Raw genomic sequence first — 12352 nt, 5'->3', positions numbered from 1 at the left:
AGATGCACCTCCTCGCACAGTCGCCGCTCTGAACGGATCCCCATAGAATAGCCGATGATCAGCATCCGCATCATCAGTTCGGGGTCAATGGACGGCCGACCAGTACCGCTGTAGAACGGCTTCAACTGCACCCGCACACCCTCAAGATCGAGATGTCGATCGATGCCGCGGAGCAGATGGTCACCAGGAACGTGATCATTGAGGCAGAAGTCGTAGAAGAGCTGCGCCGGAGCCGTCTGACATCCCATCATCGCTCAATCCTCTGCAAATCAATATGAGGATTGAATCACGCCGACACTGCACCCGCAACGCCGAGTTTTTCAACAGTATCCACGCTTCTGAGCCATGCCGCCATGGCTGTCGAAGCAATCAAGACAGGTTGACGTTGTCCAGAACAGCCTCATACGGCGAGGCCCGAACTCTCTTGATTCCTGATTATCAGTGTGCCACTTTGCTGGTGGTTGCCGCCCCAGCCTCCCCCTCCAAAGGGAAAGTATTCAGCATGCAGGGTCTGACTTAGAGCTTTTTCTGTTCGAGCGCTCACATAAGGAGGGATTGTGAATTACTGCTCGCAACCCATATTTACGGTGGGTCATTGGGCGGTGACTCGAAGGGAACGCAGGCTCTCGGCCCGATCTGTAGCGCTGCCACCATTCATCTAGCGGCCGCGATACGGAACCTGGCTTATGTCGAGTGCTGGGAAACGCCGAACGAAGGTATGGCGCGTCAGAACTCTTCGATATTCGTACAAAGGCCGCAGTCAGTCGGCGCGAACTATCCCGTACCAGATCAGCCGCGTCTTGGCATTGAAGTCGACGAAGGCGCACTCGACGCAGCAGAACCCTTCAGATTCTCGGAAATGCCTCACATTAGTCGACGCGATGGTTCCGTTACGAACTGGTGAGTCCATCCTGTTGCGGCGTTTGGTCGACAACGTTGTGGCCTCCGGCTCGAGCATAAGCGGCTGCGTCGAACTCGCACGCAGGAGGTCGATCGAATGGCCGGTGCGCTGGACCGGATACTCGCCATCGAGGCAGAGCTGGCAAAGGCTAGCTGACCGCAGTAACACATGGCAACGACTGCGCTCCGCGGGACACTTTAGAGTTCACCCGTCGCCATCATCGTGGCCGCCTTGGCAAGCAGCTGGCAACCAGCCAGGGCATTCAATGGCTCGACATACTCAGCCTCATTGTGGCTTAACCCCTTGTGGCAGGGCACAAAGATCATGGATGCTGGCGCCACCCGGTTGACAAACAGCGCATCGTGGAAGGCTCCGGAAAGCATGGCCTTCCATTCAAGATCCAGCTGTCCAGCGGCTGCTATAATCACCTCCTGCAGGTTCTGGTCGAAAGTGCACGGCGGCATGTCGAAGGTCCGGGAAATGTCCACGGCACAATGCTGGCGGTCGGCCGCGCAGTTTATGGCGGAGATGACTTCCTTCTCGATTTCATCGAGCCGCTCAAGCTTAGGATGACGGATGTCCACTGTGCAAGTCACTTCGTCCGGAATTGCGTTCACCGATCCAGGTGAAGCCGAGATCCTTCCTACGGTGAATCGGGCATCCGGATCCGGCGGCATTATATTTTGATAGAGCTGTGAGAGGGCAGATGTCAGCGCCCACAGGGGATCTCGCCGATAGGCAAGTCCTGTGGTGCCTGCGTGAGCCGTCTGCCCTTTGACGGCAATTTGGAGCCAGCGTGTGCCTTGGATGCCAGTCACGACACCTACAGGGATGCCCTCTGCCTCTAGCGAAGGCCCCTGCTCTATATGGACCTCTACATAAGCAGAGATCGGGAACGCCAATGCTTTGACACGGGCCTCAGGCAGGCTCTCGATCGTCGACTTCAGCTCGCTGGCGAACGAGGCGCCGTCGGTCGCCCTCTTGTCGTACCATTCGTTGGGAATAGTTCCGTTCGAGAAGGCCATCGATCCCATGCAACCAGGAGCAAAGCGACATCCCTCTTCGTTGGTCCACGAAACCAACACGATGGGACGCTCAGTCTCAACACCGGCATCCTCCAGGCTCTCAAGGACCTCAAAGGCCGACAGGGTGCCAAGGGCGCCATCGAAACGGCCTCCCGTGGGCTGGCTGTCGAGGTGGCTGCCCATCATCAGCGGCGGTAGGTCGTCATAGCGGCCTCTCCGGCGAATAAAGAGGTTCGCGACCTGATCCTGAAAGACGTCGAAGCCTCTCGCCAACGCCAGCTTTGTCAGCAGCCGCCGCGCCTGCCGATCCCCTTCAGTGAGCGCCTGCCGGTTGACACCGCCCTTCGGCGTTGCACCGATGGCTGCGAACTGATCGAGCCGCGCGTCCAGCCGACTACCGTTAATCTCCACCATGATCTACCCCGTCTTCGTATTCGACAGATAGGGAGCGTTGTGGAAGGCGATTTCTAGCTTCTGCACCTCGCCAAAGATCATGCTGAGACGGGAGCGCTCCGCCTCGCTCATCCCCTCCCCTGCCGCGTCCAGTTCCGCCTTCAGCCACAGCGCCTGCGCCGCAAATTCCTCCCCCGCATGCAGGTCGACCCACTCCTTTAGAAGAACATCGCTAATGTGATGTTGTGCGGCCTGTTGCGACCAGGTCCAGTACATCCATTCGGCTGCAAACATTGCGGCAACGGTGTCGAGATACCCGCCGTCGTACGAAATCGAATACATGCCGTCGCGGAAGGCAGCGACTTCGGGAATGCTGGTATCGAATGCGGAGGGATCGATACCGCGTTCGGCAAAGGTGCGCTCAAAATAGGAGATCTGCTGGTTGGCAAGAGCATCCAGAACGCCGATCAGCCAGCGCTTCTGCGCAATTGTCTCAGCCTTGGCTGCTGCAAAAGCGAAGATCGAGATCGCGGTATCGACGAAGGCGCCCTCAAAAACGAGATAACGTTCGAAGACCTCCTTTGAGAGGCGGTCTGCCTTGATGTCCTCGACGAACCGATGATTGACCATCGCTTCGAGAACTGACTCATTTTCCCGTAGCATCTGCTCGGAGAGCGTCTCAATCATCTCAATGCTCCAGCGCAGGAAGAGCAGCCTCGACAAAGGCTTTGACGCGAGCCGGCTCAACCGGGTTCCACCATACGCCGCCTTGCTTGAGCGAGGACGCGACGATGACCCCATTAGTGCGCTTCAAGATCTCAACGATATTCTCTTTGGTAACACCCGATCCCACTAGCAGCGGCAGGTGCGTGGCCGCGCCGATCGTCTCTATCTCTTCCATGCTTGCAGAATTGCCGGTGCGTTGGCCAGTCGCGATCACGGCGTCGGCATCGAAGAAGGCCAAATCGCGGGTAAGCTCTTCGATCGTGCGATCGGCAGTAATGGCATGGGCGCCGTGTTTGACGTGGCTGTCGGCGAACACTTTGATATGCTCTGCACGCAGGAGCGAACGATATCGCATAGCTTCGGCCGCCCGCCCCTCCATGAAGCCTTCATTGGCGACATAAGCGTTGGCCCACTGATTCACCCTGATGAACTTCGCGCCACCGGCCATGGCAATAGCGAAGGCAGGTACGGGAGCGTTCGCTAAAACGTTGATGCCGATCGGCACGCCCGTAGCGCGAGCGATGCGATCGGTGATGACCGACATGAAGGCGGACGTCTCCGGGCCTATGTCCTCTGGTTTCGAGAATGGGATGTCACCGTGGTTCTCGACAATCAGGCCATGCAATCCGCCTTGGATTAGAGCCTCGGCGTCACGCATAGCCGCGTCGTATATCGCATCCATCGATGCTCCACGGTAGCGGGGTGCGCCTGGGAAAGGCAGGCAATGGATCATCCCGATCAGCGCCTTGTCAGACCCAAATATTTCCCTTATGGCGCTCGAATTATTGTCAGATATTGTCTGCATCTCTTCCCTTCCTAAAGGCCAGCCATGCGTGCCCATGTCATCGGTAACGTCGCCATCGACGAAACCATATCAGTGTCGTCCATGCCTGAAGCCGGAGCTTCGATCTTCGGTCGCGAGGAGACCCGGGACCTGGGCGGCAAGGGCGCAAATCAGGCCGTGGTTATGGCCCGCACAGGTCTCCCCACCGCACTGATTGCAGCCGTGGGCGAGGACTTTCGCGCCCAGACCATTCGCGAGCAGCTGGCGCCCGAGCCGGTTGAGGCAAAGCTCATCGTCCTCGACGGACGCTCCAGTGACTTCTCGATTATCTTCACCACGCCCGATGGAGAAAACGCCATCGTGACCACCACCGATTCCGCAGGCTCTCTGACGCCTGACGATGCCATTGCAGGATTGAGCCGTGCGGTAGCCGGGGATCTCGTTGTCCTGCAGGGCAATCTCGCAGAAACCACGACCCGCGGCCTGCTTGCGGAAGCCAAACGTCGGGGCCTTGTCACCGCCTTTAATCCCTCGCCGCTTCGGCCCTACTTCTCGGACCTCTGGCCGCTCGTGGACATCGCTGTCCTCAACCGAGGAGAGGCTCAACGTCTTACCGGGTCGTCGGATGTTGCAGCGGCGGAGCGTCTGCAACAATCGGGTGTCCGCCACGTCGTCATTACCCTTGGGGGCGACGGCGCAATACTCGCCAGCAGGGGCGATGGCATCGCCACCATACCGGCCGTCGCCACTCACGCCGTGGATACGACAGGCGCAGGAGATACCTTCATGGCAGTCGCGCTTGCGTCCGCGGCTTTGCGAGGCATCGAGCTCGATACGCGAGCCGTTGGGCATGCGGCCTGCGCCTCGGCGCTGACGGTCAGCCGGCGCGGCACCAGAGCGGCCTTCCCCACGGTCGAAGAACTGCAGGCAATCCTGGCGCGCTGACGTCCGCAATCGATACCGGCTCACCGAACCTCGCTGAGCCACCCGAGGATGTTCTTCCACAGGCGACCATAGCCCTCCCACTCGCAGAATTCGGGCGAAAGCCAGTGCGGCCCGATATCAGAAGTCCAGGCAGCGCTACGTCCACGACCGAAGCTTCCCGTTACGAGCAGCGGATGGCCACCCTGATCGTCCGGGAGGCGGGCAACGACTTCCACATCACTGCGCTCTCGCACCTCGACCTCATTTACGCCGAGAAGGAGCGGCCAGTTTCCCGAGAGGCCTGCGACGGTTGGATGATCCGCTTTCGTGATAACCGCCGTCGCGCCTTCTGGAATCTCCACGCGATCATCATAGGGAAGGCACGTGACCGGCAGTGTGTCTTCTACCGCGGTTCGGCGCCAACGAGCCTTCCCGTCGATGCCTTGGAAGGAGAAATAGCCGCCCACCATCAATAGGCCGCCGCCCTTTTCCACCCAAGCCTTGATCAGCTTCAGTCGGTTGGGAACTGTCTTCGACTGCAACCAGACCGCAGGAGGCAGAAGGAGCGAGTTTGCTCCAATATCGGAGAGGATGAGAAGGTCGTAAGCTTCCAGCCCCTCCATGTCGTAAGGGAACTTCTCCACGGCATCATGCGCCGTCATATAGGTAAGTTCGTATTCGCTGCCTTGCAGGGCTTTTACCAGTGGCTCTGCGCCGAGGTGAAAGGTCACGCTGCCGAACTGGTCGAAACCCTTGTAGTGGGTGGCAGAGCTTACCCAGCTTTCGCCGACGAGGAGGACTTTCTTGGTCATTTTAGTTCCATTTCTACAGTCAATCTCGGGTTCAGCCCTGGGCGCGGAATACGGACCGGGGATTATCCCGCATAAGGATTTTGAGTTGATCATCGGCCAAGCCGTGGCGCTTCAGGCGTGGCAGGAAGTGTTTGAGGATGTAGGCATAGCCGTTGCCGCCGTAACGCGTCAGCATCATCTTCAGGAAGACGTCGTGAGACAGGAGGATGCGGTCAAGGCAACCACGCTCGATTAGCTTGACGATAGCACGGGCCGCCTCTTCATCGCTCGGGCACTGCACCTGTTGATCCGCGTAGAAGAAATCCATGCCGATCATATCGTATTCGAGAAAGGCTCCTCGGGAAGCGAGCTCGACCTGATAGCTGAGATCGTCGTGAGAGGGGTTCATGTGGCAGAGCACGGTGTGCCTCAAGTCAGCGCCCTCCTCCTCCACAACGTTCAGGACGTTGTGTCCAAGGCGGAACCAACCCGGTAGATGGATCATCAGAGGCAAGCCAGTGCGCACTTGAGCACGTGCCGCCGCCCGCAAAGATTTCTCTTCCTCGCCGGTAAAGTCAGAAGAAACGCCTATCTCTCCAATCAAACCCACCTTGATGTCGGTGCCGTCAACGCCTACCAGCGCCTCGTGCACGATCTCGTCCGCGATCTGGTCGATGCTCATTGCCGCCACCTTCGCCGGATGGGAGGAGCCGAGATAATATCCGGCTCCCATCACGATATTGAGGCCACTGGCATTGGAGATGCGCTTCAGTGCCACTGGATTTCGCCCGATACCTTGGCAGGTCGGTTCTACGACAGTGTTACCGCCGCAGCTGGCAAACTCCTTAAGCTCCGCAATGGCAAGCGGCTCGTCATCAAGGGTGATGTTGTGCTTGTTGACAAAGGGATCCTGACGCAATTCCCCTAGTATCTCAATGCAGACGAACCCCTCTGCCAGATACTGCCGCTCTGGCGCCTTCGGTGGGTGCCACCAGCAGCGGCAATCGTTGAGGATGTGTTCGTGCATCAAGGTGAGACCCAGATCGGAAGCGGCGATCGGACCGGCCACCGTCATCACCCTGCCGGAGCGCACATGACCTTCAGAAAGCTCCTGGCTCACATCACCCTCGCACCTTCTTTCCGCCGAAGCGGAAGTTAGTGGTAAAGATTTTTGTGTTGAGCCAGATCGCCACTAAGATGATGGCGCCCGTCACGATCTGCGTGAAGAAGGGCGAGATGTGCATCAGGATCAGCCCGTTGCCGATGACGGCGATTGTCAGCGTTCCTAACATTGTGCCCAGTATACTGCCTCGCCCGCCCATCAGGGATGTGCCACCAAGCACGACGGCTGCAATGACCTGCAGCTCAAATCCGACAGCAGCGTTTGACGAGCCGGAACCAAGGCGCGCGGCGATCAGCAAGCCGGCGAGCGCACTCGCGATACCCGAGACCATGTAGACAGATGCGACAACCCACTTGGATGGCATCCCTACGCGTCGTGCGGCCTCAAGATTGGAACCGACAGCAACGACCTGCCGCCCATATTTTGTATACGCGATGACGCCGTAACCGAGCAGTGCGACGCCAAGGGCTATGAGCGCCGGCACGGGAATGCTGAGGAGCTCACCGCGGCCTATGGCGAAGAAGCCTGGTACGTCCTTGATCGGGATCGAGTAGCCCTGCGTTAGGTAGAGAGCAAAGCCGCGCAAGATGGAAAGACCTGCCAGTGTCACGATGAAAGCAGGTATCCCCTGATAGGCGACGAACCATCCTTGGGCCATTCCGAGCAAAGCACCGAAGGCGAGCATGCCAACGACCACCACGGGCCAAGGGTATCCCATGGCAAGGATCATTGCAGCGACAGCATTCACCAGCGCCACCTGGGATCCGACAGAGAGGTCAATACCGCCGGTGATGATCACCAAGGTCATCGCTACCGCCACGACGAGGATGGGAGCGGCCTGGCGAATGACGTTGAGAATGTTGCCAAGCGTCAGAAACGTATCGGTGGTGACTGAAAAGAAGATCAGGCAGGCGAAGAAGAACACGGCGATCGAGAGAACCTGGGCGTGTTCGGAGAGAAAATCCGCGACCGGTGACCCGGCTGCGCGTTCCGTATAGGCGGTCAATGCTTTTGCCCTCCGACGATAAGCTGCACGAGGTCTTGAAGGTCCGTGTTCCCGATGTCGCGCTCGGCGACCTTCGTCCCTTCGTACATGACCGCGATACGATCACATGCACGGAAGAGATCCTGTAAACGATGGGTGATCAGAATGACGGACACCCCTCTCGCCTTCACCCGGTTAATCAGTGAGAGCACCGCCTCGACCTCGGCAACAGCAAGCGCCGAGGTCGGCTCATCCATGATGAGCACCTTCGGATTGAAGGAGGCAGCACGCGCGATGGCAATCGCCTGCCGCTGTCCACCGGACAGCTTCTCCACCTTTGCGCCAAGGCGCGGAATGCGTATTTCAAGAGCGTCCAACATGGAACGGGCCTCGGCCACCATGCGTGGACGATCGAGAAATGGACCCTTCGTCAGTTCCCGCCCGAGAAAAAGATTGCCCACTACGTCGATGTGATCGCAAAGGCTCAGGTCTTGAAAGACCATCTCGATATTGCGCTTGCGAGCGTCGGCAGGTCCATTCAACCGGACCTCCTGTCCATCGATAGCAATCGACCCGCCGTCAGGGATGTAAGTGCCTGAGATGATCTTGGTGAGGGTGGACTTTCCTGCGGCATTGTCTCCCACCAGCCCCAAACACTCGCCGGGATAGATGTCGAGATCAACGCCACGCAGCGCTTGATGAGAACCAAAGTTCTTTCGAATATCCCGCAACGACACCCTGGGCTGACGACTGACCCCGTCTTTAGGTTGCCGGGGGAGATTGCCTCCCCCGGTTCCTGCGACAGCGGATAGATGCTGTCCTTCCGTCATCATTTGAACATGTCCCGATATGGCTCGACATTGTCCTTCGTGACGATGGTGATCGGCACAGAGATGATCTGCTCAACGCTGCCACCCTCAGAAAGCGTCTGAAGGGCTTCGACAGCCGCTGCGCCCATGGCCGCAGGGTCCTGCTGAATGACTGCGGCGACGTAGCCGGCGTCAATGCCCGCTATTGCCTGAGCGGTAAGGTCCCAGCCGAAGATCTTGACGTCCTCCTGCTTGCCCTGGCTCTCAACAGCCGCGATGGCCCCCATCAGGGCGGGTTCGCCGGTCGCGTACACAGCCGTCATGTCTGGATTGCCCGTGATCAAGTTCTCAGCAGCGGCAAGGGCATTGTCCTGGATGTTCTGGCCATCCACTACACCCGCCGTCTCGACTCCTTCGGCACCCTGAACCGCCTTTTCAAAGCCTTCCTGGCGAACGTTCTGGATGAAGGAATTCAAGGCTCCGACGACACCATACTTCACACTGCCGTCCATGTTGCTCTTCACGTAATCAAGGAAGAACTTGCCCATGTCAGCGCCGGCCGCGGCGTTGTCTACGCCGATCTGCGCCTTTTGCGGGCCCTCCGGCAGGATGGCGTCGATTGCCACTACAGGTATACCAGCGTCTGCTGCCTGCTGAACCGCCGGCATGATCCCGTTCACGTCAATGGCCACCACTGCGATGCCATCAACCTTCTGCTGGATGTAGGTTTCGATGGCGCTGTTTTGCGCCGCAGGATCATTGTTGGCATTGAAGATCACCAGCTTCGCGCCGGCCTCCTCCGCAGCCTTCTGTGCGCCTTCATTCATCTGGTTGAAGAACAGGGCCTGCTGATTGATTTGAACGAGCGCGAAGGTCTTTTGAGCGTCCTGCGCCTGGGCGGCGCCGAAGGACAGGCCTGCCATGGCGGTTGCCGCAAGAGCGGCAGTAAAGGTTCTGCGTCTTAGAAGTGTCATGAGTTCATCCTCTGGTTGGCATTGGTCCCGCTGCTGTTATTTTCTCGAAGGCGGAGCAACGGAGTTCCGCGCGACGATTTCGACGGGCAACAGCTCTTCGGAAAGAAGGTCTTCCGGCTGCTCCCAGTTAGTATCGACGAGAAGCGCAAGTGCGCGCTGTCCTATGGCCCGGACGGGCTGACGGATCGCCGTCAACGAAGGGGCAAAGAGATGAAGCGGGCCCACGTCGTCGAAGCCGATGATGGAGACCTCCCGTGGAATGGATGCTCCTTGCTCCCTGAGAACTTCGATCAGTCCGATTGCTATCTCATCGGAGCTCGCGAAGATGGCGGTGGCAGGCATCCCTTCACTGAGGAACCGTCGCGCTGCGTTGCGTCCGAACTCGACGGTGTATTCGCCTTCGTATCGCAACAGTCCGTCCATCGGTATGGACGCATCGCGCAGTGCCCGCCTCAATCCGGAATAGCGGCGGCGGGTGCTGATCATCTCCTCCGGACCGCCGACGTACAACACGCTCCGATGGCCATTCTGGACGAGATGCTCACCTGCGAGGTAGCCACCCTGCTCGTTGTCGCAGAAAAGCTTCGGGACCATCGCATCGGGTACATCTTCGTCAACGACAACCACTTTGCCGGTCTGGTTGATGCGCGAGGCCAATTCACCATCGTCCGGGTGATTTGTCACGAAGACCAGCCCGTCGACATGGTTACGAGCCAGCGCGCTAAGATATGCAATCTCTCGCCCCGGTCTGTTCAATGTCGCGTATAGGGAGAGCGCCAAGCCACGTCGATCAGCTTCTTCTTCAACAGCTGAGACGAGTGTAGCGAAGAAGGGGTTGGCTATGTCGGGGACTACGAGGCCGATCGTGTCCGACCGCCCGCGACTGAGGCTTCGCGCATGAGGATTGGGCTCGTATCTTAGCTCTTGGATCGCAGCTTGGATCCGCGACTTCGTCTCCAACGGCAACTCGATCGTGCCGTTAAGCAGTCGGGACACTGTTGTGACCGAGACGCCCGCTGCACTGGCAACGTCCTTCAAGCTGGTCGCGCGCTTTTTCAATACGTGTTCCCCAGTTAGATTCCCCGGCTGCTTTTATGGCAGCTTCTTCTACTTGGTAAACCGCTTTACTAAACCGCTACACCTTGGCCACAGACGATGACGCTGTCAAGCGTGCCGTCGAGCTTCAAGTGCCCAAAATTTGCGCGGCTGCCGCGCCAACTCAATTATCTCTTCAGCGTGCACGTCGTCAGAAACGCGCTAACCAAATTAATAGAATCAACAACTTAGCTCTTTTGTGGGCCCGGAGGGCCTGCCGAATTCCAGCAAATTCAGCAGCTTAACCCCGTGTGGCACGAAGACCCTATTTTGTAAAAATCAATGGCTTAGTAAAGCCGCCGTCCCACTTTTTCCGGCCGTTTCCGCCTTTTCTTTCCCGGTAGTATGGCGACCAGGGAGGCGCGAATGACCGGGGCGCGGCCGTTTCGGGACGTGAAGCTGCAATGGCTTCAGCAGTTGAGCTGCGACAAGGATTTGAGCGACGGCGCGCGGTCCGTGGCGCTCTACATCATCACCACGCATTTGAACGGCCACACCGAGAAGGCGTGGCCGTCCTATCAAACGATTGCCGACGCGATCGGCAAGAGCGTCAAGACCATTCAGCGTGCCGTCCGTGAACTTGAGGTCAAAGGTTGGTTCGAGGTCCAGCGCGGAAATGGTGTCGGGCACAACACAGAATATCGTCCCTCAGCGGCGTCGATTTTACGCGCATCGGACGCCCGCGAAAAGACGGACAAAGTTGTCACCCCTTACCCTGACAAAGGCGGTCAAATTCGTCCGGAAAGGCGGTCAGATGTGTCCAGCGAAGGGGGACAAATATGTCCACCAAACCTAGAGAAAGAAAAAATATATAAACCTAACCCGCGCGAGGACGCCCCGCCGCGCGTTGAGACGCGGCGAGCCGTCCCGCTCGTTTTCGTAGCCGAAACCAAAGCGGATCAGGTCGCGCAATGGCGCAATTGGTTGCGACGTCACGGCTTCCTTTGATCGACGCCTTGGGCATGCGGACGGTGAAAACCGGTAAGCCCGGCTATGCCTTGCCCAGCTATTGGCCACCGGACGAAGCAAGCTCCAGCGCGCTCGATTGGATCGCTTTTTTCAGCCGACGCCGTGACCACATTGCCGATGAAACCGCCGACAAACCGACCTTCGGAGGGCGTCATGACGCAAGGCGATTCGAAGAGAGCAAGGCGACTCCTGTCATACGGCGAGCCGTCCGACAGGGAGCCTTGTGAGGGAGGCGGGCCTCCCCTTCAAACCCCACCAAGAGCATGCGGCGACCGTCAAAGGGCGACCTCAACGCCGTCGCGGTTTTCCGCTGCACGGCATCGGGAAAGCAGGCGCTGACCACACGTGCGGCGCGGGCCGGTCTGCCCTTCGCCACGCTGATGCGGGAAGCGCTTGGCCTCACCGAGGCGCGCCGCCGCCGTCCGGTTCCCAGGCTCAGGGCCAGTTGTCAGCCATCGACGCAATCACGGTTGCCGCGCGCCTACGCGAGGCGCTGGACGCAATCACACATGATCAGCCGACCTTCCTTATCACCGAATACGGCAAGGCCTTCAGCGGCAACGGCTTCGGCAACAAGATGCGCCAGTGGTGCAACGACGCCGATTAGCCGGAATGCTCGTCGCACGGCCTCAGAAAGGCATCCGCGACGATCCTCGCCGAGGCCGGAGCGACCGAACATCAGTTGATGGCGATCTTTGGCTGGTTTGATTCCAAGATGGCGCAGCACTACACCAAAGCCGCCCAATCCAAGCGCATCATTGATGCCGGTTTCGAGCTGACCTGCCACTGAACTTTCATCCAGCGGCAGTTAGAGTCTCGACCGTTTCTGTTACGCCGTTTGGCGCGGGTTGAG

At 58.7% G+C, this 12352-nt stretch carries 14 protein-coding genes; 4 read left to right on the top strand and 10 right to left on the bottom strand.

The genetic code is table 11. The features are described 5' to 3' along the window. A partial coding sequence (locus MUU54_RS23855) for a transposase (RefSeq protein ID WP_247246432.1) occupies positions 1-251 on the bottom strand: 251 nt, incomplete at its 3' end. 344 nt (positions 252-595) lie between these two features. Between MUU54_RS23855 and MUU54_RS25160 the strand changes: the two genes are divergently transcribed. After that, the gene (locus MUU54_RS25160; protein WP_376742269.1) at positions 596-904 is read left to right on the top strand and encodes an enolase C-terminal domain-like protein; all 309 of its coding nucleotides are present in this window, start codon (positions 596-598) and stop codon (positions 902-904) included. A 194-nt stretch (positions 905-1098) separates the two neighbouring features. Here the strand turns inward: MUU54_RS25160 and MUU54_RS23850 are convergent, their stop codons facing one another. Genes MUU54_RS23850 through MUU54_RS23840 form a run of 3 tightly spaced genes read right to left on the bottom strand, consistent with a single transcriptional unit; the run spans position 1099 to position 3850 of the window. Further along, on the bottom strand, positions 1099-2340 hold the full coding sequence (locus MUU54_RS23850; RefSeq protein WP_247246431.1) for a Zn-dependent hydrolase: 1242 nt from the start codon (positions 2338-2340) through the stop codon (positions 1099-1101). Between the two features lie 3 nt (positions 2341-2343). Continuing rightward, the gene (locus MUU54_RS23845; protein WP_247246430.1) at positions 2344-3006 is read right to left on the bottom strand and encodes a TenA family protein; all 663 of its coding nucleotides are present in this window, start codon (positions 3004-3006) and stop codon (positions 2344-2346) included. Position 3007: 1 nt separating this feature from the next. Beyond that, positions 3008-3850 (bottom strand): BtpA/SgcQ family protein, encoded by an 843-nt coding sequence (locus MUU54_RS23840; RefSeq protein ID WP_247246434.1) that lies wholly within the window; start codon positions 3848-3850, stop codon positions 3008-3010. A 24-nt stretch (positions 3851-3874) separates the two neighbouring features. On the opposite strand from MUU54_RS23840, the gene MUU54_RS23835 reads away from it, so the two are divergent. Further along, the gene (locus MUU54_RS23835; RefSeq protein ID WP_247246429.1) at positions 3875-4774 is read left to right on the top strand and encodes a ribokinase; all 900 of its coding nucleotides are present in this window, start codon (positions 3875-3877) and stop codon (positions 4772-4774) included. Between the two features lie 20 nt (positions 4775-4794). Here MUU54_RS23835 and MUU54_RS23830 read toward each other — a convergent pair whose 3' ends face one another. The 6 genes from MUU54_RS23830 to MUU54_RS23805 are packed head-to-tail and all read right to left on the bottom strand — an operon-like array spanning position 4795 to position 10494. Then, on the bottom strand, positions 4795-5565 hold the full coding sequence (locus tag MUU54_RS23830) for a glutamine amidotransferase (protein ID WP_247246428.1): 771 nt from the start codon (positions 5563-5565) through the stop codon (positions 4795-4797). A 31-nt stretch (positions 5566-5596) separates the two neighbouring features. Further along, the gene (locus MUU54_RS23825; protein ID WP_247246433.1) at positions 5597-6619 is read right to left on the bottom strand and encodes a phosphotriesterase family protein; all 1023 of its coding nucleotides are present in this window, start codon (positions 6617-6619) and stop codon (positions 5597-5599) included. A gap of 46 nt (positions 6620-6665) precedes the next feature. Then, a complete protein-coding gene (locus tag MUU54_RS23820) occupies positions 6666-7673 on the bottom strand; it encodes an ABC transporter permease (protein ID WP_247246427.1) in 1008 nt (335 codons plus the stop codon). Then, on the bottom strand, positions 7670-8485 hold the full coding sequence (locus MUU54_RS23815) for an ATP-binding cassette domain-containing protein (RefSeq protein ID WP_247246426.1): 816 nt from the start codon (positions 8483-8485) through the stop codon (positions 7670-7672). The genes MUU54_RS23820 and MUU54_RS23815 overlap by 4 nt, the downstream gene beginning before the upstream one ends. Further along, complete coding sequence (locus MUU54_RS23810) at positions 8482-9435, bottom strand: substrate-binding domain-containing protein (RefSeq protein WP_247246425.1); 954 nt, start codon at positions 9433-9435, stop codon at positions 8482-8484. Before MUU54_RS23810 ends, MUU54_RS23815 begins: the two co-directional genes overlap by 4 nt. Positions 9436-9471: 36 nt before the next feature. Then, entirely contained in the window at positions 9472-10494 is a 1023-nt protein-coding gene (locus MUU54_RS23805; RefSeq protein WP_247246424.1) for a LacI family DNA-binding transcriptional regulator, read from the bottom strand. Between the two features lie 402 nt (positions 10495-10896). On the opposite strand from MUU54_RS23805, the gene MUU54_RS23800 reads away from it, so the two are divergent. Together MUU54_RS23800 and MUU54_RS23795 are read left to right on the top strand one after the other, a co-directional pair. Beyond that, positions 10897-11478: a helix-turn-helix domain-containing protein gene (locus MUU54_RS23800; RefSeq protein WP_247246423.1), complete on the top strand. Its 582-nt coding sequence runs from the start codon at positions 10897-10899 to the stop codon at positions 11476-11478. Between the two features lie 466 nt (positions 11479-11944). After that, the gene (locus MUU54_RS23795; RefSeq protein ID WP_247246422.1) at positions 11945-12106 is read left to right on the top strand and encodes a hypothetical protein; all 162 of its coding nucleotides are present in this window, start codon (positions 11945-11947) and stop codon (positions 12104-12106) included. Positions 12107-12352: the final 246 nt, after the last annotated feature.

This window comes from Pseudorhizobium tarimense (genome assembly GCF_022968135.1).
GTDB lineage: Bacteria > Pseudomonadota > Alphaproteobacteria > Rhizobiales > Rhizobiaceae > Neorhizobium > Neorhizobium tarimense.
Note: the sequence above shows the minus strand (reverse complement) of the source record. Positions and strands in the feature narration are given on the sequence as shown.

Coding starts and splice junctions, on each gene's coding strand:
- MUU54_RS23850 (WP_247246431.1), bottom strand. CDS start 2,340: ATGGTGGAGATTAACGGTAGTCGGCTGGACGCGCGGCTCGATCAGTTC.
- MUU54_RS23845 (WP_247246430.1), bottom strand. CDS start 3,006: ATGATTGAGACGCTCTCCGAGCAGATGCTACGGGAAAATGAGTCAGTT.
- MUU54_RS23840 (WP_247246434.1), bottom strand. CDS start 3,850: ATGCAGACAATATCTGACAATAATTCGAGCGCCATAAGGGAAATATTT.
- MUU54_RS23835 (WP_247246429.1), top strand. CDS start 3,875: ATGCGTGCCCATGTCATCGGTAACGTCGCCATCGACGAAACCATATCA.
- MUU54_RS23830 (WP_247246428.1), bottom strand. CDS start 5,565: ATGACCAAGAAAGTCCTCCTCGTCGGCGAAAGCTGGGTAAGCTCTGCC.
- MUU54_RS23825 (WP_247246433.1), bottom strand. CDS start 6,619: ATGACGGTGGCCGGTCCGATCGCCGCTTCCGATCTGGGTCTCACCTTG.
- MUU54_RS23815 (WP_247246426.1), bottom strand. CDS start 8,485: ATGATGACGGAAGGACAGCATCTATCCGCTGTCGCAGGAACCGGGGGA.
- MUU54_RS23810 (WP_247246425.1), bottom strand. CDS start 9,435: ATGACACTTCTAAGACGCAGAACCTTTACTGCCGCTCTTGCGGCAACC.
- MUU54_RS23800 (WP_247246423.1), top strand. CDS start 10,897: ATGACCGGGGCGCGGCCGTTTCGGGACGTGAAGCTGCAATGGCTTCAG.